Genomic DNA, 26,682 nt, shown 5'->3' on the forward strand with positions numbered 1-26,682 from the left:
GAGGAGACCTCCCCATGCTCCTACGACATGCCAGAGCCGTCTGCGCCGCCGCCGCTGCGACGGCCGCGCTGGTCGGGGCCGGGCTCAGCGGCTCCGCCGGCGCAGCCCCGTCCCACCCCGCCACCCCCACGGCGGCCGAGACGCTGCGCACCGCCGACGCTCCGCCCGGGCTCCTGAGCGCCCTGCGACGCGACCTCGGTCTGGATCGCCGCCAGGCGGAGCACCGCCTGGCCAACGAGGCCGAAGCGGGCGCCACCGCCGGGCGGCTGCGCGCCGCGCTGGGCTCCGACTTCGCCGGCGCCTGGGTGCGCGGCGCGCAGTCGGAGACGCTGACCGTGGCGACGACCGACCGGGCCGACGTTCCCGCGATCGAGGCGCGGGGCGCGCACGCCGCCGTGGTGCCCCGCTCCCTGAGCACGCTCGACGCGGCCAAGGCACGCGTGGACCGCGCCGCCGCACGCCACTCCACCCTGGACACCCCGGTGTGGTACGTCGACGTGCCCACCAACACCCTCGTCGTGCAGGCGATACGACCGCACGCCGCCCGCTCGCTGCTCGCGGCGGCCGGCGTGGACGCGTCCCTGGCCCGCGTGGTCACCTCGCCGGAACGGCCCCGCCCGCTGTACGACCTGCGTGGCGGTGACGCCTACTACATCGGCACCGGCAGCCGCTGCTCGATCGGTTTCCCCGTGACACGCGGCACCCGGCAGGGTTTCGCCACGGCCGGGCACTGCGGGCGCGCCGGCAACACCACCAGCGGCTCCAACCGGGTCGCGCAGGGGACCTTCCAGGCGTCGGTGTTCCCCGGCAACGACATGGCATGGGTGGCCGCGAACTCCAACTGGACGGCGACGCCCTACGTGAACGGTTCCAGCTCCCAGGTCGCCGGGTCCACGCAGGCCCCGGTCGGCTCCTCGGTGTGCCGTTCCGGCTCGACGACCGGCTGGCACTGCGGAACCGTCCAGCAGCTGAACACGAGTGTGACGTACCAGGAGGGCACCGTCAGCGGGGTGACCCGTACCTCGGTGTGCGCCGAACCGGGCGACTCGGGCGGCTCGTTCATCTCCGGCAGCCAGGCGCAGGGCGTCACTTCTGGCGGTTCGGGCAACTGCACCACCGGGGGCACGACCTTCTTCCAGCCGATCAACCCGATCCTCCAGGCCTACGGCCTCACCCTCAGGACCAGCGGGAGCGACCCGGGCGACCCGGGCGATCCCGGTGACCCGGGTGGCACCTGGGCGGCGGGAACCGTCTACCAGGCGGGCGACACGGTGACCTACGGCGGGGCGACCTATCGCTGCATCCAGGGCCACCAGGCGCAGACCGGATGGGAGCCGCCGCACGTGCCGGCGCTGTGGCAGCGGCTGTGAGGCGCTGAGACCGTCGGCCGGTGCCGGCCCGGGCGTTCCTGACGGAGCGCCCGGGCCGCGGGGCCGGCGACCCGCCACAGGAGGAGGGCGGGTCGCCGGCCGTGTGCCGTCCGCTCCGGCGGTCGCCGGGGTGCGTGCTCGCCCGCCCGCGGTTCGCCGGGGCGGACGGCCCCCCTGTCCCGCCGGTCGGCCGGCTGCGGACGGATGCGCCGGTCATTCCGGGTTCACCGGGTGGAACCCGCCTGTGGTGCGCGGTTCCCGGCCCTGGGGAAGAGCGGTGGTTCCTCCCCGCCTCCGCCGCCCGTCGCGACCACGCGGAATTCTGTCGGCCCGCTCCGGATGATCGAGTGGTGTCCTGCTGCGTGAACACCGGACCGGCACTGAGCCACACACGGACGGGCGATCCGGTGGAGGTCCGACCGCACGGCGGCGCGCGGAGCGCACCCCCTCCCCGCGCCACGTGGACCTCCCCGTGCCCGAGCACCGCGAGCCCCCTCCCGTGCCGAGCCGTCCTGAGGTCAGCCGTATCACAGTCACGTTCAACCACACCATCATCGCTGCCAGGGACCGCGGCGAGTCCGCCCGTTTCTTCCGCGAGCTGCTGGAGCTTCCGGAAGCGCCGTCCTGGGGTCCCTTCACCGACGTCCAGCTCACCGACGGCGTCCTGCTCCAGTTCGCCGAGCAGCCGGTGGAGATCCAGATGGAGCACTACGCCTTCCTGGGTCGACGACGAGCTGTTCGACCGGGCCTACCGGCGCCTGTGCGAGCACCAGGTCGAGCACTGGGCCGATCCGCACATGCGGCGCCCCGGCGAGACCAACACCGAGCACGGCGGCCGCGGGGTGTACTTCAAGGACCCCGCCGGACACGCGATCGAGCTCAACACACGCCCCTACCTCTGACGGGCGCACACCCGTCCGGGGCGCCCGAAGCGTGCGGCGCCCCGACCCCGGGCTGCCGTCCGGCGGACCGGGGTCGGGACGGGAGCGGCGTGAGGTGAGCGGAGACGAGGGAGCTGCCGGGGCGACCCGCCCGTGCCGGGCCGGCAGGGGCTGGGGGAGGGCCCGGGCCCGGTCACTGGCCCACCCGTCCGTCGACGCGCTCGCGCAGCAGGTCCGCGTGCCCGCAGTGACGGGCGTACTCCTCGATCCGGTGCACCAACAGCTCCCTGACGGCGATCGCGTCCTCGCCCACCCGCTCGCCCAGGTCCGGGTGTGCGGCCAGCGCGGCGTCGGTCGCCGCCTGCTCGTGCGCCAGGTCGGTGAACGCGGCGTCGACCACTGCCTGTTCGGCGACGGCGTCGTCGAAGTCGGCGTCGCGCCGGCCGTACAGTTTCGGCAGGGGGCCGGCGTCGCCGATCCAGTTGCGCCAGTCCCGCTCCACCTCGGCGAGGTGCCGCACGAGGCCGAGCAGCGACATCGTCGACGGGGGGACCGATCGCCGGGCCAGCTGTTCCGGATCCAGGCCTTCGCATTTCATCCGAAGCGTCAACCGGTAGTTGGTCAGGAAATCCTGCAGCGTGGCGAGTTCGCCGTCCGGAGCCGTGTTCTCGTCGGTGCGGGGGTCGTCGGCCGGGTCGGCCCACATGTCGGGGTAGACGGTCGCCCGGGACCATCGTGCGGGTTGATCACTCATGCGTCGCATGGTGGTACGCAACGTCCCCCGTACGCCAGCGAGTTCTTCGCTCCGCGGTGACCGGGTCCCACCGCGGGAGGGACGCGCCGGGGCGTTGGCGGCTCAGCCCTCCCGCGGCGATCCGCCGGACCCGCCCTGCCCCGTCGCCCGTCTCACCAGCGCGACGATCCGCTTCTCGACCTCGTCGTCGATCTCGACCAGGGCGAAAGCGGTCGGCCACATCAGGCCGTCGTCCAAGGTCGCCGGGTCGTTGAACCCGAGCGTCGCGTAGCGGGCCTTGAACTTCGCCGCGCTCTGGAAGAAGCAGACGACCTTGCCGTCCCGCGCGTAGGCCGGCATTCCGTACCACAGCCTCGGCGCGAGCTGCGGGGCGCCTGCCTTGATCGCGGCGTGGACGCGCTCGGCCATGACCCGGTCGGTGTCCTGCATCTCGGCGATCTTGGCGAGCACGTCCTGCTCCGCCTCCGCCGCCTTCTGGGCCCGCGAGCCGCGGCGCGCCGCCTTTCGCTGCTCCTGCGCGTGCTCCTTCATCGCGGCCCGCTCCTCGGCCGTGAACCCCTCGTACGCGCCGCTGCCGCTGCCGGCCATGATCTCTCCCGCGGGTCGGTCGGTCACCACAGGCCCCGCACTCCCTGCCGGACCCGATCGCTCTGTCACAGGATCTCCCCGCCGTGCAGGCCCCGCACGCGCGGCGATCACGGGAATCGCTCGCCCCGCGGGCCCCGGACGGCACAGCCGGCACCCGCGCCGCGCGGCCGGCCCTCGTGCGCAGCCACGGTACGGCGGGCACATGACCTCGACGGCGCCCGCGTGGGTGGCGTCGAGGAACTCCCCGAGCCGGGCCGCCTCCTCCGCCGCCACGCACGCCTCCTGGAGGCCGAGTACGGGCTGTGGCCGCGTGCCGTGCCGGACGACCGGACCCCCGCCCTCAGCCGGGAGGACTTCCGCGACCGGTCTCGCGCGGGGGCTGCACCGGCTGACGTCGCTGCCCGAGGCGCGGCGCGCGCTCCTGGCCGAGGCGGGACAGGAGACGGTTTCGTCCCGCTTCGCAGTCACGGAGATGGCCGCCGCGCTCGCGCACGCGTACGCCGAGACCGTCCACCGGACCTGACGGGGCACCCTCTTCGAACCCGCGCGGGCACCGGCGGCACCGTCGGCCGGTGTGCCGAGACCGCCCGTCGGTGTGCGGACCTGGTCCGCCTGCGCGTCGGCCGCAGCCCGGCCGCGGGGACTCCGCTCCGGCGCGGCGCGACGGTGCCGTGTCGGCCGCCGTGTTCCGGGTAGGGGCGCCCGGAGCACCAGATCCCCTACTCGGAACGGAGCGACTCGGTTCATGGCTCCCCTTCCCGACCGACCGGCGAGCCCGCCCACCCAGTTGGCGGTGACCGTGCCGGACTGGGCCCGCGACCACGCGGCCGCGCTCATCGGCACGCCGCTGCGGATCGCCCTCATCCTCGTCGGCGTGGCCCTTGTCCGTATCACCGCAAAACGTGCCATCACCCGCGTGGTGGAACGCATCCTCGAACCCGGCGACGATCGGGCCGAGACGGGCACCCCTGGTGGACCGGCAGTGCTGAACCGCGACCGCTCCCGGGCACGGGAACGCCGGGAGCAGCGGGCCCGCACCATCGGATCCGTCCTCGGCAGCATCGTGTCCGTCGTCCTGTTCCTGGTCGCCGTCGCGATGGTGCTCGACCAGGTGGGCCTTGCGCTCGGGCCGCTGCTGGCCAGCGCGGGCGTCGTCGGGCTGGCGATCGGGTTCGGCGCGCAGAACCTCGTGGCCGACTACCTGTCCGGCATGCTGATCATGGTCGAGGACCAGTACGGCGTCGGCGACTTCGTCGACCTCGGTGAGGCCGTGGGCGAGGTCGAGCATGTCGGCCTCCGCCTGACGCAGGTCCGTGACCTCGACGGCGGGCTGTGGCACATCCGTAACGGCGAGATCCTCAGGGTCCGCAACGACAGCCAGGAGTGGGCGCGGGCCGTCCTGGACGTCGCCGTCTCCTACCAGGCCGACCTCGACGAGGTCACCCGCGTGCTGGAGGAGGCGGGGCAGGCCGTCCTGCGGGATCCGGCGTTCGCCGGGATCCTTCTGGAGGAGCCCTCCGTGTGGGGCGTGCAGTCACTGGACGCGGACGGTGTCCTGGTGCGGATGGCGGTCAGGACGGTGCCGACGAAACAGTGGTCCGTCACCCGCGAACTGCGCCGCCGGGTCAAGGAGGGCCTCGACGCCGCGGGCATCGACATCCCCTTCCCGCAGCGCACCGTCTGGCTGCGCGACGACACCAAGGCGGTCCAGGCGGCATCCGCCGTCCTGCCCTGACACGCGCCCCGCTCCGTCCGCCACCGGCCGGACGGCCGGCCGCCGAGACCTCCCTCGGGCACCGCCGTCCGCAGCGCGGTGCGTCGGGGCGGGCCGCGGCGGCGCGCCGTGCAGTGCCTTCGGGTGCCGCCTGCATCCATCGGCCCCGCAGTCGGCGAAGGACGGGGGTAGACGGCCGGTGACGGACGCTTTCGGCCGACCCCGCGGCAGGAGGCGGACATGCACGAGATGGTCGTGGACCGCGTGACCGGCACGGTGCCGCCTCGCACCGCGGCCGCTCCCGTGCGGCCCCCGGAGGACATCCGGGCGGCGGACACCGCGCTCACCTGGCGCTCGATCGGCCTGGAGACGATGGCGTCCATGCTCGTCGTGTCGTTGCGCCGCCCGGCGGCACGGTACTTCGAGGCGGAGTGCCAGTGGCCGCGACTGCATCCGCTGAACGAACGCGGGACGGCCGTACCGCACCATCCGCTGATCATGGTCGAGTCCCTGCGCCAGCTGGCCGTGGCCGTGGAGCGCCACCATCTGCCGCCCGCCAGGGGCGCACAGCTGGAGGCCGTCTCGGTGAGCCTGGGGCTGCATCCGCAGGCGAGGCCGACGGAACGGGGGAGCGCCACCGATGTGATGCTGCGCTGCACCCTCAGCGACCTGGCGGTACGGTCCGGGGCCCTCGCGGCGTACCGCCTCACGGCGGAGTATCTGCACGCCGGGACGGTGTTCGGCCGGTGCACCATGCGCTTCGCCGCTTCGGCCCCCGCGGAGGGGGAGTTCGCCGGGGTGGTGCCGTCGGCGGCGCTGCTGCACCCCCCGGCCGCCGCCGTGGGCGCCGCCGGTGACCAGGACGTCCTGCTGGCGCGCGGGGCACAGGGACGACTCGTCGTCGTCCCCCGGGACCCCGCGCACCCCGTCCTCCTGCCCGGACGCCCGACCCGGTTGCCCGCGCCGGCGGTCCTGGAAGCCGGACGGCAGGCGGCACTGCTGAGCTCCGGGATGACGGCCGCCGCGGTGATCGGGCTGCGCCTGGACATGGCGGCCGCCGTCCCGACGCGTGGGGCCCTGGTCGAGGTGGCCGGGGAGCCGAGCGGCATCCGCTTCCTCGTCACGGGGGCCGGCCGGATCTCCGCCACCGGCACCGTCCAGCTGCTGGGACGGTGAACCGCCGGACGAAGCAGGCCCGAAACAGGACGTGCCCGCCGCGCCGACGGTCGGCGCCGTCCCGGATGCGGTCCGCACCCTTCGCTCCCGTCCCACGGGCCGCACCCGGTTTCGCTCGGAACCCACGTGTACGGCGCGCCCCTCTCGGGTGGCGCGCCGTGGACAGGAGAGTGGGCGACAGACAGCGGCTCAGGCGGCCGCGTGTCCCGTCACAGCTCGATCACCCGCGCCACGAAGAACGCGGTCGCGGATATTCCCACGGTCCGCCGTCGGGACGTTCCTGATGGGCTTCCGCGATCGACCCCTCCACCGGGGGTGTCTCACCGGGAGGGGGCAGCGACTCGGACATGATCACACCTCCGAGGCCTGAAGAGGCGTCGATTCCGAAGCGCCCGACTGCTCGCGCCTCTCGTAGTGGGCCAGGGCGAGCCTCAGACCGAAGAAGGTGGGGGCCCACTCTCCGACGAAGATGCCCCAGCGGTCCGCACGCTCCAGGTTCTCGGTCCTGCTGGAGGTGAGCCACGAGAAGAGCGGCAGGCCGATGGATGCCGTCGCGGCCAGACAGGCGTGCTCGCTCCTGACGCCGGCGTCGTGCAGCTTCTTGACGATCATGCTTGCTCCCGAGCTGTACAGGGGTCCGCATCCCGATGGCGCCGAGAAGCATCGCGCATCGGGATGAATCGGCGTACAAGGCGATATTCGCGACGAACAGGGCGACCGGATGCATCCGTCCTGCGCGGTGACCGGATCCTCCCCGCAGTGGTGAGATCGCCGAGCGCGCGTGGGACCGATCGCATCCGCGCGCCCCGCAACGGGGGTGCAGCGCCCCGACCGTACCCCCAGCGGGGTGCCGGGCCGGTCCCCGCCGGCTCTCTGTCGCCCTACTTCTTGCCCTGGTCGCCCGCTGCGCCTCTCTCGCCCAGCTTCCCGACGAGGTCCTGGGCCTTGTCGACCGCGGTGTCGATCTTGGCGCTGTACTTGCCGTCGGTCCTGCCGTCGATGAAGTCGCCGACCTTCTCGAGTCCCTCGGAAACGGTGTCCCCGTGGGCCTCGGCGAGGTCCTCGGCCCTGTCCTTGAGCTGCTTCAGGGCATCGAACATGAGCGAACCTGTCTCCTTGGACTGAACTGCCTGGTCAGAGCCATGCTCCCACGCGCCTCGCCGGCGGACCGGATGTCGTGGGGGCGTGTCGGGTGCACCTGCCGGAGCGAGAGGTGCCAGTGTTTCCGGGGCGGTCGGGCGCCGGGTGGGACCGAGGCGGCGTCAGTACCGCTGGGCCTTGGCCGGCTTGGCGGTGAGCTGCGGCTCGGGAGGCCGGCTGCTGATGGCGTAGCGCTGCGCCTTCTGCCCCGGCTCGACGTCCTGGGCGCTCACGAAGACGGTCTCGACGACTTTCCCGTCGGAGTCGGTGAAGTCGACCTGCACCGCGAAGGAGGCGGTCCGGTCGGTGCGGTTGGTCATGGTGACGAGCTGGACGCGCACGTTGTTCGTGGCAGACAGGGGCAGACCCGTCATGGAGACGTCTCCCATGGCGTTGCCCTGCCCCTGGACCTTGTTCAGCTCCTTCTGGGCCTCCGCGCGTGCCCGCTCGGTGTCCGCCGAGACGGACGCCGCGAACTCCGAGGCCCGGGCGGCGGCCGACGCGGCCGCGGCGGACGCGGATCCCTGGACCTCGGCCTTCTTCGACTCGGCCAATGACGAGATGCCCGTCGGTGGTTCACCGGAGAAGTTGGATGTGACGGGAGCGGTCGGCGTCGGGGTGGTGCCGCTGTCCCCGCCGTCGCCGCTGCTGCAGGCCGCGAGTGCCAGCACCCCGGAGACGGCTGCGCACACCCCGTGGATCAGGGGGCGGCGCAGGGGGAGGCGCGGAGGCCGGGACGGTGTGCCGCTGCTCATGCGCTGCTCCTCGTTCGGGGCCGGTCGTGCGTCGGCGTCACCCGGGTGCGATATGCATGGTTCGTTGCTCTCATGGCCAGTGTGGGCCCGGCGTTGTACGACTTCCAACCCGTGCTACTCCGGCCGGTGACCGGCCGGAGCGGGGGATGAGGAGGGCCGGTGGGGGCTGCTCCGGCGGCCGGTGCAAGACCGCCGGACCCCGCCCGGCCGCCGCACGACCGGGGGTCGTGCTCGGAGCAGCGCGGGTAGAGGAACCCCCCGCATTTGGGTGGAGGCGGTTCATCCGTCTCCGTCTCCGTCGGTCTCGGTGCGGGTCTTCGCCGCGCGCCGCAGCCGGTGATGGCGTCCCGTGCTCTGCTGCGTGACGGCGTCGCCGACCATCGTCCGGACGACGTCCTGGAGCCCGTGCAGCGCGTGATGCCGGGCCGGGCCCGCGCCCGGGTCCTCCCGCAGTTCCTTCCACAGCGCCCAGCACAGCACCAGCATGACGAGCACGAACGGCAGAGCCACCAGGATCGTCGCCGTCTGCAGCGAGCTCAGCCCGCCCACGACCAGCAGGACCGCCGCCACGGCAGCCATCAGCACCCCCCACATCACCACGAGCCAGGACGGCGGGTGCAGTGCGCCGCGGCTGGTCAGCGAGCCCATGACGAGGGAGGCCGAGTCGGCGCTCGTCACGAAGTACGTCATGACCAGCACCATCGCGACGAACGAGGTGACGGTGCTGATGGGGAGCGCGTCCAGCATCCCGAACAGTGACGCCTCGGCACCGTCCTGCATCGTGCTCGCCAGATCCGCCTCCCCGGTCGACTGCAGCCGCAGCGCCGACCCACCCATGACGCAGAACCAGACGACCGTCGCCGCACTCGGCACCAGCAGGACGCCGATGAGGAACTCGCGGATGGACCGGCCGTGCGAGATGCGGGCGATGAACGTTCCGACGAACGGAGCCCAGGACAGCCACCACGCCCAGTAGAAGATGGTCCAGGAGCCCAGCCACTGCTGGTCGGAGAAGGCGCCGGTGCGCGTGGCCATCGGCAGCAGGTTCTCCAGGTACCCGCCGATGGACGCCGGGATCGTGTCCAGGATGTAGACGGTCGGGCCGAGCAGGAAGACGAACACCATCAGGCCGGCCGCGAGCACGATGTTCATCGTCGACAGCCACTTGACGCCCCGGTGGAGTCCGGAGAAGGCCGAGACGACGAACGCCGCCGACAGGGCCGCGATGATGACGAGTTGCGCGTTCCGGGTGGCGTCGATGCCCACGGTGATGTCGAGCCCCTCCGCGACCTGCAGTGCTCCCAGGCCCAGGCTCGTCGCCGTGCCGAAGACGGTCGCGAAGACGGCGAGCAGGTCGATCACCCGGCCCGGCCACGACGCCGCCCGCCGGGCCCCGATGAGCGGCACGAACGCGGAGCTGAGCCGGTTGCCCCGGCCCTTGCGGAATCCGGCGTACGCCAGGGCGAGCCCTGAGATCCCGTAGATCGCCCATGGGGTGAGCGTCCAGTGGAAGAACGAGTACTGCATGGCCACCCGTGCGGCGGCGTCGGTCCGGGGCCGCACCCCGCTCGCCGGGGGCGGCGCGAGATAGTGCGTGAGCGGTTCCCCGACACCGTAGAACATCAGCCCGATGCCCATTCCGGCACTGAACATCATGGCGATCCAGGCGAGGTTGCCGAACTCCGGCTCGGTGTCGTCCGTGCCCAACCTGATCCGGCCGAACCGGCTGAGCGCGATCACCAGGCACAGGACCAGGAACACGTCCGCGGCGACGACGAACAGCCAGCCGAAGTTGTTCAGGACCCACGTCAGGCTCGTGGAGGAGACGCTGTCGAAGGAATCGTCGCCGAGCCAGGCCCACAGGACCACGCCGACGACGGCGGCCATCCCGATGACGACGAGGGGGCGGTCGGGCGGTTCGGTCACCGGGATGCCGGGATCCGGCCCTGCCTGAGGCTGATCGATCGGTTCCGTGCTCATGATGTCCCACTATGGTGGGACATCACGTGCCCGCATCGGGCGGCACGCCGCCCGGCGGACTCGAACGGGCGGCCGTGTCGCGCACCGCCGCGCCCGCCTCGCGGCCCGTTTGCCCGCGCTCCGGGAGCCGGTCCGCTGCTGCGGGACGGCCGTGGGCGGCGCGGAAGCCGAACGGGCCGGTCACACGCGGGGCCAGGGCCTCTTTCGCCTGCCGCGCAGGCGTCCCGCCGGGCGTGCACATGGCAGACCGGCGCAGGTGTCCCCCGACCGGCTGCGGCCGTACGGTCACCAGGTGCGGCCCGCCCGGAGCAGGAGGTCCCGGACGCGGGCGACGTCGGGATTGTCGGCGCGGCCCGGGCGCTGCGCCAGATAGCCGGTGTTGATGGGCGGATCGTCCGGTTCCAGGAGCGGGACGAGGGCGCCGGAATCCAGTTCGTCCCGGCACAGATAGCGCGGCAGGACGGTGAAGCCGGCCCCCGCGGCGACGGCCGCGAGGACGCCGCGCAGATCGGGGACGGTGATGGCGGCGGGGCAGGACAGGCGCGTGCCGAAGACGTGACGCCAGTAGCGTCGGGCGATCGGCAGGTCCTCCGAGTAGGTGATCAGGGGGACGGTGTGCAGCACCGTGGGCCCTTCCGCGGCCAGGCGCGTCGCGACGTCGGCCCAGGAGGGCGCGGCGACCAGGACGAACTCCTCGTCCATCAGTGGTTCGGCGGTCAGGGTCCGACCGCGGGGGCGGAAGGTCGCGATGACCAGGTCGTGCCGTCCGGAGCGCAGTTCGGCCAGGAGGGGCTCGGTCAGGCCCGGGGTGATCCGCAGCCGTACCCCCTCGCCGGTCAGCGGGGCCAGTGCCGGAAGGACGCGGGTGCAGAGCAGGTCGGCGGGGCCCGCAAGGTGGACGGGGGGTGCCTGCCGGTCGGGCGAGGGCTCGGATCCGGTCGCGGCGGCCAGTGCGTCCAAGGGCGCGCCGACCCGGGCCGCGAGGTCGTGGGCGACCGCCGTCGGGGAGACGCCGCGGGGCCGGCGGACGAACAGCTCGCGCGCCGTCTGCCGCTCCAGGGACCGGATCTGAGTGGTCACCGTGGGCTGCGACAGGCCCAGGAGCCCGGCGGCGGCGGTGAACGAGCCGGCGCGGTAGACCGCCAGGAAGGTGCGCAGCAGATTCAGGTCCGCGCCGGCCGTCCCCGCACCGGCCTGCGGCATGGCCGCCTTGTCGGAATCCCCATGTGTCGTCAAGAACAGTTGCCCCATCCACGTGTCGGACGTCCTCCACCACGACCAGGATGCCCTGCCGGACCGGCCCCGCCCGGTGCCGGCACTGCGTGGAAGGGCTCCGAACCGCTGCGTGGCCGGACCGGGAGCCTGCGCCTCTGCGCCCGCGCCGGGTGCGTGGAGCACGAGGAGACGGCCTCGGCGGGGCGGCCTCGGCGGGGCGGCGCCGGTGAACGGGCCCGGCCCGCCCCCGGGCTCCTCGTCAGTGGGCCGGGGACGAGGACTCCAGGAGGCCGTTCAGAAGCGCGTCGGTGGCCGGCCCCAGCAACGCCGCGCCGTCGCTCACCGACTCCAGCCCGGTCACCAGGGCGACCGCGATGTCCGCGGCCCGGGCCGGCTCGTCGACGGTGCCCGCCTCCGTGAACAGCCGGACCAGCAGGTCTCTCAGGTCCGCGGTGAAGTCGGCGCAGATGTGCCCGAACAAGCGGGCCTTGTGGTCCAGCAGTTCCGCGGTGTGGGGCGAGGGGCCGCTGAGGTCGGCGACCAGGTCGAGCCTGGCCTGCAGGACGCCCCGTATCCGTGCCGCGTAGGGGGCGTCCCGGTCGTCCGCCGCCCGCCGGGCCCGCTCCAGCGCCCGCGTGTGCAGGCGGTCGGCGAGGCGGAGGAAGACGTCGTCCTTGTTGCGGACGTACTGGTAGACCGCCGACCGGGACACACCCATGGTGGAGGCGATGTCGTCCATCGTCGTGCGCCGTACGCCGTACCGCATGAGGCAGTCGTAGGCGGCGTCGAGGACCTCGCCGAGCCGGTCGGAGCCCATGTGTCAGCCCAGCTTCTTCAGCAATTCGGCGGCGAGCGGGCCGGAGGAGGCCGGGTTCTGACCGGTGACCAGGTTGCGGTCGACCACGACGTTCGGCGCCCACGGCTCGCCGACCCGCACGTCCACGCCGGCCTCGACGAGGCGAGTCTCCAGCAGCCAGCGGGCCTTGTCGGCGAAGCCGGCCTGCGCCTCCTCGGCGTTGGTGAACGCGGCCACCCGGTAGCCGGCGAAGGCGTTGCCGCCGTCGGCCCCCGTCGCGGCGAGCAGTGCCGCCGGGGCGTGGCAGACCACGCCCAGCGGCTTGCCGGACGCGAGCGTGTCCACCAGGAGGGCGCCGGAGGTGGTGTCGACGGCGAGGTCCTCCATGGGGCCGTGGCCGCCGGGGTAGAACACGGCGTCGTAGTCGTCGAGTTCGACGTCCTCCAGGCGGATCGGAGACTTCAGCTCGGCCATGGAGGCGAGCGTCGCGGCGATCCTGTCGGCACCCTCCTGGCCGCCGTTGACCTCGGGCGCGAGGCTGCCCCGGTCGACGGTGGGCACGACGCCGCCGGGAGTGGCGACGACCATCTCGTGGCCCGCGGCCCGGAACGCCTCGTACGGGGCGGCGGCCTCCTCGGCCCAGAAGCCGGTGGGGTGCTTGGTGCCGTCGGCCAGCGTCCAGTGGTCGACGCCGGTCATCACAAAGAGGATCTTCGACATGGTGGATCTCCGAGGCTGCTGTCGTGGGCCCGCAAGGGGCCGGGAAGGGGCTGCACGCACCGGCACCGTGGGCGATCCGACACTTCGTGCACAGATCGTCAGTGCGGCGATGTCGACGACGGTAGGACGGTCCGGCCACCGCTGACCAATGCGGAATCCAATGCCGGGCATCGGGATTCCGATGCCTTCTGCGGGAATGCAGTCCCGGGGCCCGCACCCGGAGGGAGCCGCCGCGCGCACGCCGGAGGCCGGCGGCGGTGCCCGGCGACGCGCGTCCCGGCGGGCCCTGTCGGGACGGCGACCGTGCCGGTGCGGTGACGGCGCTCGTGAGCGGTGGGGTGCCGGCGGCTGTGCTCAGCCCACCGGTGCCGGCGCGCCGCGGAAGGTGCGCCGGTAGGCGAGTGGCGACACACCGATCGCGGCATGCAGGTGCTGCCGCAGCGAGGTGCCGGTGCCGAAGCCGACCTGCCCGGCGATGTCGTCCACCGGCAGATCGGTCGCCTCCAGCAGGTGCCGCGCCTGCGCCACCCTCTGCTGGATCAGCCACCGCCCCGGGCTCACGCCGACCTCGTCGTGGAAGCGGCGGGCGAAGGTGCGCAGGCTCATCCGGGCATGCCCGGCGAGGTCCTGCAGGGTGATCGGCTCGTGCAGGTGCTCCAGCGCCCACTGGCGGGTCGCCGCCGTTCCGTTCGCCGTCGTCTCGGGCACCGGGCGCTCGATGTACTGCGCCTGGCCGCCCTCCCGCCAGGGCGGGACGACGCACACCCGCGCCACCCGATTGGCCACCTCGCTGCCGTGGTCCGCCCGGACGAGGTGCAGGCAGACATCGACCCCCGATGCGGCGCCGGCGGAGGTGAGTACCTGGCCGTCGTCGACGAACAGCACGTCCGGATCCAGCGCCACCTGCGGATACCACTCGCGGAAGAGTCCGGCCAGCGCCCAGTGCGTGGTGGCCGGACGTCCCTCCAGCAGACCGGCGGCCGCCAGAACGAACGCGCCGGTGCAGATCGACACGATGCGCGCCGATCGGGGGATCGACGCCAGCGCCTCCCGCACCGGCTCCGGCAGATCACGTGTCACGAGGGAGGAGTCGATCGGCGGCAGGACGACCGTGTCCGCCGTCGTCAGCGCCTCCGGCCCCCGCTCGACGGTCACCGAGAAGTCCGCGTTCGTCCGGACCGGACCGCCGTCGACCGAGCAGGTCAGCACCTCGTAGTGGTCTCCCGCGGCCCCGAAGACCCGGCTCGGGATCCCCAGCTCGAACGGATACACCCCGTCCAGGGCGAGCACGACGACACGATGAGCACGACGCATGGCAGAATCCTGTCGAAAGATGGCAATCATGCCATGGTACTCGCTGCGGTGTCCCGCGAGGCTTGGACGCATGACGAAGACCGCCATGATGCGCGCCATCAGCCAGGACGCCTACGGAACCCCCGACATCCTCAAGGAGGTGCGGATCCCGCGCCCCGCGCCGGGACCGAGTGAGATCCTCGTGTCCGTCCGCGCCGCGGGCCTCAACCCCACGGACTGGAAGCACCGCTCCAGTGAGGTCTTCCTGGGCCGACTGCCCCTCGTCCTCGGCTGGGACGTCTCCGGGGTCGTCGAGGCCGTCGGCTACGGCGTCACCCTCTTCAAGCCCGGGGACGAGGTCTTCGGGATGCTGCCGTACCCGTACGGTGTCGGCTCCCACGCCGAGTACGTGACGGGACCGGCGCGCGCCTTCGCCCGCAAGCCCGCCGACATCGACCACCTCCAGGCCGGCGCGCTGCCCCTCGCCGCCCTGACCGCCCATCAGGCGATCGTGGACACCGCCGACGTCCGCGCCGGATCGCGGGTCCTCGTCCACGCCGCCGCCGGTGGCGTCGGCCACCTCGCCGTGCAGATCGCCAAGGCCCGCGGCGCATACGTCATCGGCACCGCAAGCGCCGCCAAGCACGACTTCGTCCGATCCGTCGGCGCCGACGAGGTGATCGACTACCGCAGCACCGACTTCCGCGACGTGGCCCGCGACATCGACATGGTCCTCGATCCGCTCTCGGGTGACACCCGCGCGCGCTCGCTGGAGGTGCTGCGGCCGGGCGGCACGCTCGTCTCGCTGCTGCCGGGCACCGACCCGGGCGAGGCGGCGCGGGCGGCCGAGCTGGGCGTGCGAGTGGAGACCCTGCTGGTCGAGGCCGACCACGCCGGAATGAACGCCGTCGCCGAACTGGTCCGGTCCGGCGCCCTGCGCGCGCACGTCGAGGCGGCCCTGCCGCTCGCGGAGGCGGGCAAGGCCCACGCCCTGGGGGAGACCGGCCGTACGACCGGCAAGATCGTGCTGATCGTGGACGCCCCGGCGTAGCGACGCGACACCGCACCGGGCCGTGCCGGCGGCGGATCGGGGGACCCCGGCGGGCCCACCGATCCGTCCGCCGGCCCGTCGCGGGCGAACGGGCCCGGGGCGGGGACCGACCGCCGCGCACGCGATCCCTGCCGGTGGGCGATGTCCGCAGCGCGGTGACGGCCCTCGGCAGACCTCGTTCCGTCCGGCCACCCCGTCCGGCCTGCCCGGCGGGCACCGGCCCCGCTCTCCGCAACTGCCGGGCGGACGGTGGAGCCGGCACCGGCACAGCCTGCCGCCCGGACTCACAGCCCGCGCGCACCACCGGGCCGCCGCCCTGCGGCAGGGAGGGAGGGCCCGGCGTCCAGGTGCGCGGCGATGCGGGTGAGGGTCCCGCCGGTGTCCTCGAACAGGTGCGCCTGCATGCCCGCCGCTCGGGCCGCCTCGACGTGGGCCGCGACGTCGTCGACGAAGAGGCACTCCTCCGGCCGCACGGCCAGCGCGGCACAGACGGCGTCGAAGGCGCGCGGGTCCGGCTTCTCGACGCCGATCTCGTGCGAGTACACGATCTGCTCCACCAGTTCGTGGAATCGGTATCGCGCGGCCTCCCGCTCGCGTGCGCCGACGAAGCTGTTGCTGAGGATGCCGAGCCTGCACCTGCCGCGGAGCCCCCGCACGTACGCGATGAGCTCCTCGTTCGGCGTGCCGAGATACTCCGCCCAGAGATCGCTCATGAAGGCGTCGACCTCGGCCGCGCCGAGACCCAGACGGGCCGCCACATGTCCGTGCACCTCCCGCTCGCCGATGCGGCCGACTCTCCCGGCCCGCCACACGTCGTCCAGCCGCTCGTGGACCGAACCCGGGGGCAGCCCCAGCCGCTCCTCCCAGCGTCCGGCCCAACCGGTTCTCGGCGTGAACTCCAGGACGCCGCCGATGTCGAGAACGATGCAGGTCGCGGTCATGCGAACTCCCCCTCGTGTCCGTGGCCCGGCCGGCGGCGGGCGGCGCCGCCGACCGATGTGATCGACACGGACACTGTGTGCCTTCCCGCTGGGGCAAGGTCAAGCAACCTCCCGCCCACGGCCCACAAGTACGTGGCAGAAGCCATGGCCACGACCCGGACCGCTGCTCTCCCGTGCAGCGCGCATCCCGCTCCGCCGTGCATCTGAGCGGTGGAGCGGGATGCGCGAGCAGCAATGGAGGGATGAAATGCCCGGAAGTATCCTCTGTGTGTACTGATGCTCACGATCCGACCGGTTCGGGTCCCGGCCCCCGCGGGAGCGCACATGTCCTCCAAGCGACGCAGGAAGAAGAAGTCACGCCGTAAGCACGCCGCGAACCACGGGCGTCTGCCCCAGTCCTGAGCGGCCGGCTCCGGCCGCCCCACCTGCGCGCCGCGGCCGGAGCCCCACCCGCCGCCGGCCGCCGCTCCGCCCCCCGGGCGGGCCGTGCCTCTGTCCCGGACGGGGCAGCCGTACGGCGGCACGTGGCGAAGCGTGAACCGCACCGCCTCGTCGCGCACGGCCCCGGAAGGAGCGCGCAGCATGGATGACGCGGACCGGTCCTTCCCTCGTGAGATCCCGGCCCGGCACCAGTGGCCGGCGCCACCGGGCGTGCTGCTCGACCTGCTCAGTGTGTCCGCCGTCGTGGTGGACAGCGGTGGCCGCATCGTGTTCTGGAGCCCGCAGGCCGACGACGTGTTCGGATACACCGCGAAGGAGGCTCTGGGCCAGTACGCAGTCCGCCTCCTGGTGCACAAGGAGCACCGCTACGAGGTGATGCGGTGGTTCGCCCGGCTGAGGGACGCCGGCACCAGCTGGGCCGGCGCGTTCCCCATCCGGCACAAGGACGGCAGCACACGCCTGGTGGAGTTCCGCAACATGCGGCTGCTCGACGACGTCGGCGACGTCTACGTACTGGGCATCGCAGCGGACCAGGCCATGGTGCAGGGTCTGGAGACCAAGCTGGCGCTCTCCGATCACCTGGTGTCCCAGTCACCGGTCGGCGTGGCGCTCCTCGACCCCGACCTGCGCTACGTGCTGGTGAACCCCGCTCTGGCACGCATCAACGGCATCCCCGCCGCCGATCACATCGGCCGCCGTCCGCGCGACATCCATCCCGATCACGCGGAGATCATCGAGTCCGCGCTCCGCCAGGTCCTGGGCGCGGGCGTTCCGCTGATCGACCGGTACCTGGTCGGCCGTACCCAGGCCGACCCCGAACACGACCACGCCTACTCCGTGTCCTACTACCGGCTCACCGCCCCCAGCGGCCGGGTGATCGGGGTGGCGAACTCGGTGGTCGACGTCACCGAGCGCCACCTGGCCGCGGCCGAGACGGAGCGGGCGCGGCGCCGTCTCACCCTCCTCGCAGACGCCTCCGCACGCATCGGCACCACCCTCGAAACGGAACGCACGGCCCGCGAACTCGCCGCCGTCGCCGTCCCGGACCTCGCCGATGTCGCGGCGGTCGACATCCTCGACTCCGTCCTGGCCTTCCGCCGCTCCTCCGGGCGGCAGGACGGCCCTGAGCTGTTCCGCGCCCTCGCCGTGGCCGGGGCGTACCCGACCGGTGTGACCGGTTCGGCCGACGTCGTGGGGGAGCTCTCCGCCTATGGCGCCGACCGCCTGATCACTCAGTGCGTCCGCACCGGACAGCCGGTCGTCGTGCCGCGGGCGCAACGGGAGGACCTGCTGCGCATCGCCCGCGACGCCGACGCCGCCGAGGTCTTCGCCCGCGCCGGTGTGCACTCCTACCTCGCGGTGCCCCTCATCGCGCACAACCAGGTGCTGGGCGCGTTCGACGTGATGCGCGCCCGCAACCCCCTGCCCTTCGACCACGACGACGTCCTGCTCGCGCGGGAACTGGCCGCACGCGCGGCCGTCGCCATCGACAACGCCCGCTGGCACGAGAACGTGCGCAACTCCGCCGAGACGCTGCAGCGCAGCCTGCTGCCGGTGCGCCCGCCGCCCAGACTCGCCGGACTCGACGTCGCCTCGCGCTACGAGCCGGCCCAGGCCTCCAGCGAGATCGGCGGCGACTGGTACGACGTCGTCCCCGTCGCCGGGGACCGGACCGCGCTCGTCGTGGGCGACGTGATGGGCAAGGGCATCGACGCGGCCGCGGCCATGGGGCAGCTGCGCGCCACCACGTGCGCCTACGCCGACCTCGGCATGGCGCCGCACGAGGTCCTCCAGCACCTGGACAAGATCACCTGTGGCCTGGAGGACTTCATCGCCACCTCCGTGTACGCCGTCTACGACCCGCACCGGCACCGGTGCCGCATCGCCAACGCAGGACACCTTCCGCCGGTGATCGTGCGCGCCGGGCGCCGACCCGAACTGCTCGCGCTCTCCCCCGGCGCGCCACTGGGGGTCGGCGGGGTCCGCTTCCGTACCAGCTCCTTCGTCCTGGAGCCCGGTGACCGGCTCGTCCTGTACACGGACGGCCTGGTGGAGACCCGCGACGATCCCATCGACGAGCGCCTGACGGCGCTGCTGAACGTCCTCGACGGCCTCCGGCAGCCGCTGGAGGAGACCTGCGACTGGCTCCTGAACGCCCTGCGGCACCCCTACGACCGCGACGACGTCGCGCTGCTGATCGCCGAGGCCCGCCCACTGGAGAAGGAGCCGGACCGCACGGCCGGTGACTCCCCGGAGACCTGCTGACATCGTCGTTCATCGGTCCGCCGGGCCGTGGCGGCGGGCGGATATCCTGCGGGAGGGGGCGTACGACGAGGCGTGCGGCGACGGGGCCGACCCACCAGCAGCGGTACGGATACGGACGGGGGTGTCCCGGATGGCGGTGCGGACGGGGAACCGGGTGACGATCAGTGTCATCGCGGCCGAGGCCGGGGTGTCCGTGTCGACCGTGTCCAAGGTCCTCAACGGCCGGTCGGACGTGTCCGCGGAGACCCGCGACCGGATCCAGCGGCTGGTCGACCTGCACCGCTACCGGCGGCGCCAGGGCCGTCGCCGCCGCGGCGGGATCGTCGACCTGGTCCTCAACGAGCTGGACAGCCTCTGGTCCGTGGAGATCATCCGCGGTGCGGAGCAGGCGCTGCACGCGGCCGGGGTGAGCATGGTGCTGTCGGCCGTGCACGGCCGCAGCGCGGACACGGGGGAGTGGCTGGAGCAGATGGCGGCCCGGCGTTCGGACGGCGCCGTCCTGGTGGTGTCGGACCTGACTCCCCGGCAGCGGCTCAAGCTGGTGTCGCTGGGGGTGCCGTTCGTGCTGGTGGACCCGGTGGGTACGGCGGACGCCGGGGTGCCGACGATCGGGGCCACCAACTGGGCGGGCGCCACGGCGGCCACCGAGCATCTGATCCGGCTCGGTCACCGGCGGATCGCGCACCTGGCCGGTCCGCGCAATCTGCTGTGCAGCCGGGCCCGCGCGGACGGCTTCCGCGCGGCGATGGAGGAGGCCGACATCCCCGTCCCCGACGGGTGGCTGCGCTTCGGCGAGTTCAACGACGTCTCCGGCCGGGCCGAGACCCACGCACTGCTCGATGCCGCGGCCAAGGCCCATGTGCCGCCTCCCACCGCCCTGTTCGCGGCCAGCGACCTGCAGGCCTTCGGCGCGTACGCCGCACTGCGCGAGCGCGGCCTGGGCATTCCGCGGGACGTCAGCGTCGTCGGTTTCGACGACCTCTCCGTCACCCGGTGGAGCGGCCCGCCGTTGACCACGGTCCGGCAGCCGCTGCAGGAGATGGCCGCGATGGCGGCCCGGACCCTGCTGCGGCTGGTCGACGGGGAGGAGGTCGATCTGCCGCGGGTGGAGCTGTCGACCCAGCTGGTCGAACGCGCCAGCACCGCCCGCCCGGCCTGACCGTCCGAAGGCGGAACGGGCTGGCAGCCGACCGGCCGGGCACACCGCGGCCGACCCGGGGGACCGCGCGGCCCCCGCGGGGCCGACCGCGGCCTGCCGCCGCGCGTCGGAGCAAACAGCAGGAACCCACCGGATCCGGTGCGGGCACGGGTGTCGCGACGTCCCTTCGTAGCGCGCGGCTCCTATCGTCACGTTACGTCCGCGCGCTGCGCACGGAGCCCGTGCGCAGACCCCCGGTCCGCCGCCCGGGCCCGTCCGCCGCAGTGCCGCCGCCGAAGTCGAGCCCGGGGAGAGGCATGGCCAGTGGGAAACCGACGTGTGCTCGCACACCCGAGGCGACCGCGGGACGACTGCTGTGCCGCTGGAAGCTGTGGCTCGTGCCCGGTGTGCTCAGCGCCCTGGTCACGCTGGTGCTCTCCCTGCTCTACATGGGCGGCATCCTCGCACCGGCCGACAGCCTGCACCGACTGCCCATCGCCCTGGTGAACGCCGACACCGGCGTGCCGCTCGCGGGCAGCCGCGAGAACCTCGGCACCCGGATCAGCGACGCGATCACCTCCTCCACCCCCATCGGGGACGTGCAGTGGCACCAGGTGAGCCGGACGCAGGCCGAGGAGCAACTCGCCTCCGGCAAGGTCTTCGGCGCGCTGCTGATCCCCGCCGACTTCACGTCCTCCGTGGGCGACCTGACCACCGGCCGGGCGACCGTCCGGCCGACGCTGACCGTACTGACCAATCCCGGCAAGGGAAGTCTGGGCTCCTCCCTGGCTGGCCAGATCACCCAGAAAGCCGCTCGCCAGGCCTCGTCGGAGATCGGCCGCCGACTGACGAGTTCACCGGCACTCGCCGGAGCCAGTGCCACCACCCGCCTCCTGCTCGCCGATCCCGTCGCGGTGCAGACACAGGTGGGTCATCCCATCAGACGGCACACCGGCCTGGGACTGAGCGCCTTCTACTACACCCTCCTGCTCGTACTGGCCGGGTTCCTGAGCGCCAACATCGTCCACAACGGCGTCGACACCTCCCTCGGCTACGCGGACAGTGAGATCGGGCCCTGGCACTCACGGCGCCCCACCGTGCCGATCGACCGCACGCAGACACTGCTGCTGAAGATGGGCATCACGGCAGGACTGACCCTGGTGACGACCGGGTTGATCATGCTCGCGACCATCGTGATCCTCGGGATGGACGCCCCGCACCGGGCCCTGTTGTGGGCGTTCTCCTACTGCGCGTCCCTGTCGGTCGGTCTGGGCGTCCAGGCGATCAACGCCGCGTTCGGCGGCATCGGCCAGCTCGTGGCGATGTTCGTGTTCATCGCCCTCGCCCTGCCCTCCTCCGGTGCGACGGTACCGCTCGAAGCGGTGCCGGGCTTCTACCGCTTCCTGGGAGGCTTCGAACCCATGCGCCAGGTCGCCGACGGCGTCAGAGCGATCCTGTACTTCGACGCCCGCGCGGACGCCGGTCTGACCCGGGGCTGGGTCATGATCGCGGTCGGGTTCGTCGTGGCCCTGGTGTTCGGCTTGGGGATGACCCGCTACTACGACCGCAAAGGCCTGCGCCGGCTCGTGCCGCAGCCCGACTGACCGGGTCCCCACAGCGCCTGTGCAGGCCGCCTCCGCCGTGCACGGTTGCGTGAATCTGCCTCCGGGCACCCGTCCGGAGGCGCGGGCGGGTGCATCCCCCTTCCCGGCTCGGCCGCTGCTCGTCTCCTCCGCGGATCCCGAACAGATGCAGGGCTCCCCGGGTGTCCGCGAAACACCCGTTGGGCGACGAAGTGCAAGGCAGAGCTTGGAGATTCCGCCCGCTGTTTCCGCAACGACCACGCCCCGTGCGGTGCACGGACGCCACGCTCCAGAGCGAACGTCTGCTCCTGCTCGTCGCGTTCGGCGACCAGGACGGTCAGGTGCTGCTCGGCGCGGACCCGGGAACGGGACGCCTCGACGTCCTGCTGGACGAGGTACCGCACGGCGTGGAGCTCATGGGGCTCGTCCGGGACACGCGGGGGACGACCGGACCCGGCACCTTCACGTCCTGATCGCACCACCGGCCGCCGGGGCGGCCGGTCAGGCGCCGGCGCGGGCCCCGGAAGGGCTGCGCCAGCGCCGGTGCGGAGGACCCGCTCAGTGCTCGACGCCGGGGCTTCCGTCGGACGCGGAGGTCAGGGGCCGCTCCTGTTCGAGGAGTCTGCGCTGGGAGACCAGGTAGCCCAGTTCGGCACGGCTCCGGCTGCCCAGGGCGCCGGAGACCTTCTTGATGTGGGTGGAGACCGTGCGGGTGCTCACCCCGAGCCGGGCGGCGATGCTCTCGTCGGTGTGCCCGGCCACGACCATGCGGAGTACTGTGCGGCGGACGGAGTCCGTGAGAAGGTCCGGCCGGTGCTGGCCCATCGTGATGGACACCGGCTGCGCGCGGTCCCACATGTGCTCGAACACCTTGACGAGGAACTCGACGACGCCGGTGTGCCGTATGGCCAGCGCCGCGGTCTTCCGCTCCGGGGAGCCGGGGATGAAGGCGAGCGAGCGGTCGCAGATGATGACGCGCTCGAAGATCTCCTCCAGCGTCCGGACCTGGGCCCCCTCGGCCAGGACCCGCTCGATGTAGGTCAGCGTGGGCTGGTGCGAGCGCACGCTGTGCTGGTAGAGGGTGCGTTGCCGCACCCCCCGCCGCAGCACGTCCAGATCGCGGGGCAGCGCTTCGGCGAGCAGTTCGGGCGCCCTGCCGCCGCCCGGCTGTGCCGTCAGTAATTCCTCCTCGCAGGAGGCCACCGCCAGCCGCAGCGCCTCTCCTATCACTTCCTCGCCGCTGAGCGGCTCAATGGACGGCTCGGTCCGCGAATGGGCATTCCGGTAAACAAGGTCGGCTGCATGAAAGGAGGAGTGAAGGGCGGTCAGTATTCCCTCGTACTGCTCGATTTTCCGTTGTACCGGCCGCGAGACCTCGGATTCGGCGACTCTCGGCGGCACCGGAATGAAGGAGTCGGTTCCGCCGAGGAGCGGCCGGACGAGCCGGTGCTCGGTGAGGCAGGAGGGCACCTCACCCGATACGCTGCCCGTCTCCAATGCCTCCCGGTAGCACTGGAGCCCTTCGTCGCAGAGAGGTACGACCCCGCGAAGGGATGCATCCATGTCCGCAGATCGACACATTTGCCCGTCCTTCGTGTTGTGGCTTTGCGTAATCACGATGGCAGGGAGCGCGCGCCTCGCGGCCGGATTTTGTGCAGAATGGATGTGCCGCAGGACAAATAAATTGCGGCGACAAAGAGATCAACTCGTGGCATCAATCATGAGATCCGCGCCCGAACGGCGCGACAGAGAAGGAAAGTTCGTCGTTCAAACGTTAGAAGAATCACATCGACGGGGTGGATGTATGTCTCGGAACGTCAACTCTTTCTTCGCTTGCCGTACGAGTTCCGTGCAAGCCGGGCGGAGTGTGCGGCGCGACTCGGCCTGGGGCTGCAATTGACTATCCGGTCGTCTTTTCCACTGCTTCCACCGCGATCTTCAGCCGAAAATGACGGGCGTCGTCCCGGCGTTCAGTCCGCGGCCAGATCGTCGGGAGCGGACCGGGCCAGGTCGGCCAGGGTGGCCAGGGCCCGGGAGAGAGCGCCGGGATCGGGGGAGGCCAGACCCAGGCGGACGGCATTCGGCACCCGGTCGGAGTCGACGGCGAACGCCGCGGCCGGGGTGACCGCGATACCGTGCCGCGCGGCGGCGGCGACGAAGGTGTCGGCACGCCAGGGGCGGGGCAGCTCCCACCAGCAGTAGTACGAGCGGGGATCGCCCCGGGTCACGAAGCCGCCGAGGTGACCCCGGGCGATGTCCTGCCGCTGCCGAGCCTGTCGGCGCTTGGCCTCCACGATGACCGACACGCTGTCGTCGGCCTGCCACTGGTGCATCGCCTCGACGGCGAAGCGCATCGGGGTCCATCCCCCCGAACGCAGCGCGACCGAGACGCTGTTGGTGACGGACTCCGGAGCCACCACCAGCCCGAGCGAGAGGCCCGGGGCGAGCCGCTTGGACAGGCTGTCCACGAGCACCGTCCGCTCCGGCGCCAGCGACGCCAGCGGCGGCGGGCCGTCGCACAGGAAGGACCACACGCCGTCCTCGATCGCGTGGATCCCCGACTCCGCCAGCACATCGGCCAGTCGGGCCAGCCGTGCCTCCGGCATCGACAGCGACAGCGGGTTGTGCAGGGCGGGCTGGACGTAGACCGCGTGCAGCGGCCCGGCGCGATGCGCCTGTGCCACGGCCTCGGGAACGAGCCCCGCCTCGTCCATGGCCAGCGGTACCAGGGTCACCCCCAGCCGCGCGGCGATCGCCTTGAGTGCGGGGTACGTCAGCTCCTCCACACCCAGCCGCGTGCCCGGCGGCACCAGTGCGGCGACCGCGGCGGAGATCGCCTGGCGACCGCTGCCGGCGAACAGGACACGCGCCGGGTCGGGGCGCCAGCCACCCCGGGACAGCAGAGCGGCCGCGGCCTCGCGCACGGCGGGGGAACCGACCGGACCGGTCGGTCGCATGGCGGCCCGCAGCACGTCGGGCCGCAGCAGCCGGCCCAGCCCGGTGGCGAGCAGTTCGCTCTGCTCCGGCACCACCGGGTAGTTGAGCTCCAGGTCCACCCGGCCGTCGGAGGATTCGGCGGGCCCGGGTGACGACATGCCGGACGTGCCGCACACGAAGGTGCCGCGGCCCACCTCGCCGACCGTGAGACCGCGGCGGGCGAGCTCCTGGTACACGCGGGTGGCGGTCGAGGCCGCGATGTTGTGCATCCGGGCGAAGTCGCGCTGGGTCGGAAGCCGATCGCCCGCCTTGAGGCGTCCCGACCTGATCTCCGCGGCGACCGCGTCGGCGACGGTCTGATAGTTCCTCACGGTCCCTCCCTTCGGGCACAACGTAGCGGAGTGGCTCGATTGCACCAAGAGAAATGCTGGCAAAAAGCTTTATTGAACCGACTCTTGATCCGACATACACTCACGATCGGCCCGATCACGGTACGAGGCGGCTGGACGGCCCTCCGGCAGGGTCGGAGGGCGGGCCCGCAGGGAAGGCGGTCGCACCACGGTGAACCTCACGGCAAGCGCGTTACCGAGCCCGCCACGGCTCCCGGCGCCCGAGTGCACCCGCTGCTCCTTCACCTCCGAGACCTGCGACCGGTACACCGCCGCCGACCTGCTGCTGCACTGGACGACTGGCTGGCAGCGCGTCCTGACCGGTCCCGGCACCGCACGCCACTGCGCCGGCGCGCCCGCCTGGTCGGTCCTGGAACACGGCTGCCACGTACGCGACATGTGCCTCCTCTTCCACCAACAGCTCGATGCAATCTTCGGCACGGCGCGCCCGATTGCACCGAGTAGTGTGACCCCGGAGCCGCCGCCGAGCTATCACGAGGAGGACGCTCTGCGGGTTGCCGGAGAACTGGGCCGGGCCGCGGCGGCGCTGGCCGGCCGACTGGCGGCGCTCACCGCCGACGAATGGGAGCACGAGGATCCCCGGCTCCCCGACCTGAGGCTCACCGTCGGCCTGCTCACGCGCCACCTCCTGCACGACATCAGCCACAGCCTCCACGACGCCCTGCGCGGCATCCGCGAACACGACGCGGTCACGGGGACGGCACACCGACAGGACGACAGGAAAGCAGCAGGCTCACATGGTTGAGACAAGCGGAGTCATCGGCGTCGCACTGGTGGCCCTGGGGATGGTGCTCACCCCGGGCCCGAACATGATCTATCTCGTCTCCCGGAGCATCACCCAGGGGCGGCGCGCCGGCGTCATATCCCTCGGAGGAGTCGCCGTCGGATTCCTCGTCTACCTGCTCGTCACCAACCTCGGCCTGTCTGTCGTCTTCATCGCCGTACCCGAGCTGTACGTCGCGGTGAAGCTCGCCGGCGCCCTGTACCTCGGCTATCTGGCCTGGAGCGCGCTGAAACCGGGCGGCATCTCCGTCTTCGCCCCGCAGGAGATCCCGCCCGACACCCCGCGCAAGCTGTTCACGATGGGTCTGATGACGAACCTCCTCAACCCGAAGATCGCCATCATGTACCTCTCACTGATCCCGCAGTTCGTCTCGCCGGAGGCGGGCAACGTACTGCTCCAGGGCATTCTGCTCGGCTCCGTCCAGATCATGGTGGCCCTCACCGTCAACCTGACCATCGTGCTGGCTGCCGGAACCATCTCCGGCTTCCTCACCCGCCGACCCGCCTGGCTGAAGGTGCAGCGCTACGTCATGGGAACGGCGCTCGGCACGCTCGCCGTCACGCTCGCCGTCGACACCTCGGTGCCGAGCGCCCCGAACTGAGCCCGGACGGCGGAGATCAGTCGCTCGGCGTGTTCTTGGAGGGAGCGGACGTCGACGTCGCCGTGGTTGAGGGCGTCGATGCCCTGGACTGCGGCGGCGAGGGCTTGGACGGTGGTGAGGCAGGGGACGGAGCGGGCGACGGCGGCGGT

At 72.4% G+C, this 26,682-nt stretch carries 26 protein-coding genes and 1 pseudogene; 13 read left to right on the forward strand and 14 right to left on the reverse strand.

Annotated elements, in window-relative coordinates; all coding sequences use genetic code 11:
• Window positions 1–14 precede the first annotated feature (14 nt).
• Both JS756_RS22295 and JS756_RS22300 read left to right on the forward strand, forming a co-directional pair.
• Window positions 15–1,370, forward strand: a complete 1,356-nt coding sequence (locus JS756_RS22295) for a trypsin-like serine protease (RefSeq protein WP_205384929.1) — start codon at window positions 15–17, stop codon at window positions 1,368–1,370.
• A gap of 526 nt (window positions 1,371–1,896) precedes the next feature.
• A pseudogene (locus JS756_RS22300) lies at window positions 1,897–2,272 on the forward strand (VOC family protein).
• Window positions 2,273–2,444: 172 nt separating this feature from the next.
• Here the strand turns inward: JS756_RS22300 and JS756_RS22305 are convergent.
• Both JS756_RS22305 and JS756_RS22310 read right to left on the reverse strand, forming a co-directional pair.
• The gene (locus JS756_RS22305) at window positions 2,445–3,005 is read right to left on the reverse strand and encodes a mycothiol transferase (protein ID WP_205384930.1); all 561 of its coding nucleotides are present in this window, start codon (window positions 3,003–3,005) and stop codon (window positions 2,445–2,447) included.
• Window positions 3,006–3,107: 102 nt separating this feature from the next.
• A complete protein-coding gene (locus tag JS756_RS22310) occupies window positions 3,108–3,593 on the reverse strand; it encodes an iron chaperone (RefSeq protein ID WP_205384961.1) in 486 nt (161 codons plus the stop codon).
• 202 nt (window positions 3,594–3,795) lie between these two features.
• Between JS756_RS22310 and JS756_RS22315 the strand changes: the two genes are divergently transcribed.
• The 3 genes from JS756_RS22315 (at window position 3,796) to JS756_RS22325 (ending at window position 6,483) form a co-directional block, all read left to right on the forward strand.
• The gene (locus JS756_RS22315) at window positions 3,796–4,116 is read left to right on the forward strand and encodes a hypothetical protein (RefSeq protein ID WP_205384931.1); all 321 of its coding nucleotides are present in this window, start codon (window positions 3,796–3,798) and stop codon (window positions 4,114–4,116) included.
• A 222-nt stretch (window positions 4,117–4,338) separates the two neighbouring features.
• Window positions 4,339–5,328, forward strand: coding sequence for a mechanosensitive ion channel family protein (locus JS756_RS22320; protein WP_205384932.1), 990 nt, complete (start codon window positions 4,339–4,341; stop codon window positions 5,326–5,328).
• A 219-nt stretch (window positions 5,329–5,547) separates the two neighbouring features.
• Window positions 5,548–6,483, forward strand: coding sequence for an AfsA-related hotdog domain-containing protein (locus tag JS756_RS22325; RefSeq protein ID WP_205384933.1), 936 nt, complete (start codon window positions 5,548–5,550; stop codon window positions 6,481–6,483).
• Between the two features lie 351 nt (window positions 6,484–6,834).
• Here the strand turns inward: JS756_RS22325 and JS756_RS22330 are convergent, their stop codons facing one another.
• From JS756_RS22330 to JS756_RS22365, 8 genes are all read right to left on the reverse strand, one after another.
• Window positions 6,835–7,095: a hypothetical protein gene (locus JS756_RS22330; protein WP_205384934.1), complete on the reverse strand. Its 261-nt coding sequence runs from the start codon at window positions 7,093–7,095 to the stop codon at window positions 6,835–6,837.
• A 269-nt stretch (window positions 7,096–7,364) separates the two neighbouring features.
• Window positions 7,365–7,583: an antitoxin gene (locus JS756_RS22335; RefSeq protein ID WP_205384935.1), complete on the reverse strand. Its 219-nt coding sequence runs from the start codon at window positions 7,581–7,583 to the stop codon at window positions 7,365–7,367.
• A gap of 162 nt (window positions 7,584–7,745) precedes the next feature.
• A complete protein-coding gene (locus JS756_RS22340; RefSeq protein ID WP_205384936.1) occupies window positions 7,746–8,378 on the reverse strand; it encodes an FxLYD domain-containing protein in 633 nt (210 codons plus the stop codon).
• Window positions 8,379–8,657: 279 nt separating this feature from the next.
• Window positions 8,658–10,358, reverse strand: coding sequence for a BCCT family transporter (locus JS756_RS22345; protein ID WP_205384937.1), 1,701 nt, complete (start codon window positions 10,356–10,358; stop codon window positions 8,658–8,660).
• Window positions 10,359–10,643: 285 nt separating this feature from the next.
• Window positions 10,644–11,561: a LysR family transcriptional regulator gene (locus JS756_RS22350; RefSeq protein ID WP_205384962.1), complete on the reverse strand. Its 918-nt coding sequence runs from the start codon at window positions 11,559–11,561 to the stop codon at window positions 10,644–10,646.
• A gap of 271 nt (window positions 11,562–11,832) precedes the next feature.
• Window positions 11,833–12,390: a TetR/AcrR family transcriptional regulator gene (locus JS756_RS22355; RefSeq protein WP_205384938.1), complete on the reverse strand. Its 558-nt coding sequence runs from the start codon at window positions 12,388–12,390 to the stop codon at window positions 11,833–11,835.
• A 3-nt stretch (window positions 12,391–12,393) separates the two neighbouring features.
• Window positions 12,394–13,089, reverse strand: coding sequence for a type 1 glutamine amidotransferase domain-containing protein (locus JS756_RS22360; RefSeq protein WP_205384939.1), 696 nt, complete (start codon window positions 13,087–13,089; stop codon window positions 12,394–12,396).
• A gap of 354 nt (window positions 13,090–13,443) precedes the next feature.
• Complete coding sequence (locus tag JS756_RS22365) at window positions 13,444–14,403, reverse strand: GlxA family transcriptional regulator (RefSeq protein ID WP_205384940.1); 960 nt, start codon at window positions 14,401–14,403, stop codon at window positions 13,444–13,446.
• A gap of 88 nt (window positions 14,404–14,491) precedes the next feature.
• Between JS756_RS22365 and JS756_RS22370 the strand changes: the two genes are divergently transcribed.
• Window positions 14,492–15,433 carry an NADP-dependent oxidoreductase gene (locus JS756_RS22370; RefSeq protein ID WP_205384963.1) on the forward strand — a complete coding sequence of 314 codons (942 nt, stop codon included), beginning with the start codon at window positions 14,492–14,494 and terminating at the stop codon, window positions 15,431–15,433.
• 284 nt (window positions 15,434–15,717) lie between these two features.
• Here JS756_RS22370 and JS756_RS22375 read toward each other — a convergent pair whose 3' ends face one another.
• Window positions 15,718–16,374 (reverse strand): HAD-IA family hydrolase, encoded by a 657-nt coding sequence (locus JS756_RS22375; RefSeq protein WP_205384941.1) that lies wholly within the window; start codon window positions 16,372–16,374, stop codon window positions 15,718–15,720.
• A gap of 324 nt (window positions 16,375–16,698) precedes the next feature.
• Here JS756_RS22375 and JS756_RS38845 point away from each other — a divergent pair, with 324 nt between their 5' ends.
• The 5 genes from JS756_RS38845 (at window position 16,699) to JS756_RS22395 (ending at window position 22,274) form a co-directional block, all read left to right on the forward strand.
• A complete protein-coding gene (locus JS756_RS38845) occupies window positions 16,699–16,776 on the forward strand; it encodes a hypothetical protein (protein ID WP_498063052.1) in 78 nt (25 codons plus the stop codon).
• A 180-nt stretch (window positions 16,777–16,956) separates the two neighbouring features.
• Window positions 16,957–19,080 (forward strand): SpoIIE family protein phosphatase, encoded by a 2,124-nt coding sequence (locus tag JS756_RS22380; RefSeq protein WP_205384942.1) that lies wholly within the window; start codon window positions 16,957–16,959, stop codon window positions 19,078–19,080.
• A gap of 130 nt (window positions 19,081–19,210) precedes the next feature.
• On the forward strand, window positions 19,211–20,239 hold the full coding sequence (locus JS756_RS22385) for a LacI family DNA-binding transcriptional regulator (protein WP_205384943.1): 1,029 nt from the start codon (window positions 19,211–19,213) through the stop codon (window positions 20,237–20,239).
• A gap of 296 nt (window positions 20,240–20,535) precedes the next feature.
• Complete coding sequence (locus tag JS756_RS22390) at window positions 20,536–21,822, forward strand: YhgE/Pip domain-containing protein (protein WP_205384944.1); 1,287 nt, start codon at window positions 20,536–20,538, stop codon at window positions 21,820–21,822.
• A 245-nt stretch (window positions 21,823–22,067) separates the two neighbouring features.
• The gene (locus JS756_RS22395) at window positions 22,068–22,274 is read left to right on the forward strand and encodes a hypothetical protein (RefSeq protein WP_205384945.1); all 207 of its coding nucleotides are present in this window, start codon (window positions 22,068–22,070) and stop codon (window positions 22,272–22,274) included.
• 85 nt (window positions 22,275–22,359) lie between these two features.
• Here the strand turns inward: JS756_RS22395 and JS756_RS22400 are convergent, their stop codons facing one another.
• A complete protein-coding gene (locus tag JS756_RS22400; RefSeq protein WP_307790894.1) occupies window positions 22,360–23,031 on the reverse strand; it encodes a helix-turn-helix transcriptional regulator in 672 nt (223 codons plus the stop codon).
• Between the two features lie 740 nt (window positions 23,032–23,771).
• Window positions 23,772–25,109 carry an aminotransferase-like domain-containing protein gene (locus tag JS756_RS22405; protein WP_205384947.1) on the reverse strand — a complete coding sequence of 446 codons (1,338 nt, stop codon included), beginning with the start codon at window positions 25,107–25,109 and terminating at the stop codon, window positions 23,772–23,774.
• A 190-nt stretch (window positions 25,110–25,299) separates the two neighbouring features.
• On the opposite strand from JS756_RS22405, the gene JS756_RS22410 reads away from it, so the two are divergent.
• Together JS756_RS22410 and JS756_RS22415 are read left to right on the forward strand one after the other, a co-directional pair.
• A complete protein-coding gene (locus tag JS756_RS22410; RefSeq protein WP_205384948.1) occupies window positions 25,300–25,893 on the forward strand; it encodes a hypothetical protein in 594 nt (197 codons plus the stop codon).
• Window positions 25,886–26,533, forward strand: coding sequence for a LysE family translocator (locus JS756_RS22415; RefSeq protein ID WP_205384949.1), 648 nt, complete (start codon window positions 25,886–25,888; stop codon window positions 26,531–26,533). The genes JS756_RS22410 and JS756_RS22415 overlap by 8 nt, the downstream gene beginning before the upstream one ends.
• On the opposite strand, the gene JS756_RS38580 is transcribed toward JS756_RS22415, so the two are convergent.
• A partial coding sequence (locus tag JS756_RS38580; RefSeq protein ID WP_438817337.1) for a hypothetical protein occupies window positions 26,455–26,682 on the reverse strand: 228 nt, incomplete at its 5' end. The two genes, JS756_RS22415 and JS756_RS38580, sit on opposite strands and share 79 nt — an antisense overlap.

The organism is Streptomyces actuosus, from assembly GCF_016921115.1.
Taxonomy (GTDB): domain Bacteria; phylum Actinomycetota; class Actinomycetes; order Streptomycetales; family Streptomycetaceae; genus Streptomyces; species Streptomyces actuosus_A.

What these genes read in the sequence shown, in the direction of transcription:
- JS756_RS22295 (WP_205384929.1), top strand. Translation starts at nt 15, where the DNA reads ATGCTCCTACGACATGCCAGAGCCGTCTGCGCCGCCGCCGCTGCGACG.
- JS756_RS22305 (WP_205384930.1), bottom strand. Translation starts at nt 3,005, where the DNA reads ATGAGTGATCAACCCGCACGATGGTCCCGGGCGACCGTCTACCCCGAC.
- JS756_RS22310 (WP_205384961.1), bottom strand. Translation starts at nt 3,593, where the DNA reads ATGGCCGGCAGCGGCAGCGGCGCGTACGAGGGGTTCACGGCCGAGGAG.
- JS756_RS22315 (WP_205384931.1), top strand. Translation starts at nt 3,796, where the DNA reads ATGACCTCGACGGCGCCCGCGTGGGTGGCGTCGAGGAACTCCCCGAGC.
- JS756_RS22320 (WP_205384932.1), top strand. Translation starts at nt 4,339, where the DNA reads ATGGCTCCCCTTCCCGACCGACCGGCGAGCCCGCCCACCCAGTTGGCG.
- JS756_RS22325 (WP_205384933.1), top strand. Translation starts at nt 5,548, where the DNA reads ATGCACGAGATGGTCGTGGACCGCGTGACCGGCACGGTGCCGCCTCGC.
- JS756_RS22330 (WP_205384934.1), bottom strand. Translation starts at nt 7,095, where the DNA reads ATGATCGTCAAGAAGCTGCACGACGCCGGCGTCAGGAGCGAGCACGCC.
- JS756_RS22335 (WP_205384935.1), bottom strand. Translation starts at nt 7,583, where the DNA reads ATGTTCGATGCCCTGAAGCAGCTCAAGGACAGGGCCGAGGACCTCGCC.
- JS756_RS22340 (WP_205384936.1), bottom strand. Translation starts at nt 8,378, where the DNA reads ATGAGCAGCGGCACACCGTCCCGGCCTCCGCGCCTCCCCCTGCGCCGC.
- JS756_RS22345 (WP_205384937.1), bottom strand. Translation starts at nt 10,358, where the DNA reads ATGAGCACGGAACCGATCGATCAGCCTCAGGCAGGGCCGGATCCCGGC.
- JS756_RS22350 (WP_205384962.1), bottom strand. Translation starts at nt 11,561, where the DNA reads ATGCCGCAGGCCGGTGCGGGGACGGCCGGCGCGGACCTGAATCTGCTG.
- JS756_RS22355 (WP_205384938.1), bottom strand. Translation starts at nt 12,390, where the DNA reads ATGGGCTCCGACCGGCTCGGCGAGGTCCTCGACGCCGCCTACGACTGC.
- JS756_RS22360 (WP_205384939.1), bottom strand. Translation starts at nt 13,089, where the DNA reads ATGTCGAAGATCCTCTTTGTGATGACCGGCGTCGACCACTGGACGCTG.
- JS756_RS22365 (WP_205384940.1), bottom strand. Translation starts at nt 14,403, where the DNA reads ATGCGTCGTGCTCATCGTGTCGTCGTGCTCGCCCTGGACGGGGTGTAT.
- JS756_RS22370 (WP_205384963.1), top strand. Translation starts at nt 14,492, where the DNA reads ATGCGCGCCATCAGCCAGGACGCCTACGGAACCCCCGACATCCTCAAG.
- JS756_RS22375 (WP_205384941.1), bottom strand. Translation starts at nt 16,374, where the DNA reads ATGACCGCGACCTGCATCGTTCTCGACATCGGCGGCGTCCTGGAGTTC.
- JS756_RS38845 (WP_498063052.1), top strand. Translation starts at nt 16,699, where the DNA reads ATGTCCTCCAAGCGACGCAGGAAGAAGAAGTCACGCCGTAAGCACGCC.
- JS756_RS22380 (WP_205384942.1), top strand. Translation starts at nt 16,957, where the DNA reads ATGGATGACGCGGACCGGTCCTTCCCTCGTGAGATCCCGGCCCGGCAC.
- JS756_RS22385 (WP_205384943.1), top strand. Translation starts at nt 19,211, where the DNA reads ATGGCGGTGCGGACGGGGAACCGGGTGACGATCAGTGTCATCGCGGCC.
- JS756_RS22390 (WP_205384944.1), top strand. Translation starts at nt 20,536, where the DNA reads ATGGCCAGTGGGAAACCGACGTGTGCTCGCACACCCGAGGCGACCGCG.
- JS756_RS22415 (WP_205384949.1), top strand. Translation starts at nt 25,886, where the DNA reads ATGGTTGAGACAAGCGGAGTCATCGGCGTCGCACTGGTGGCCCTGGGG.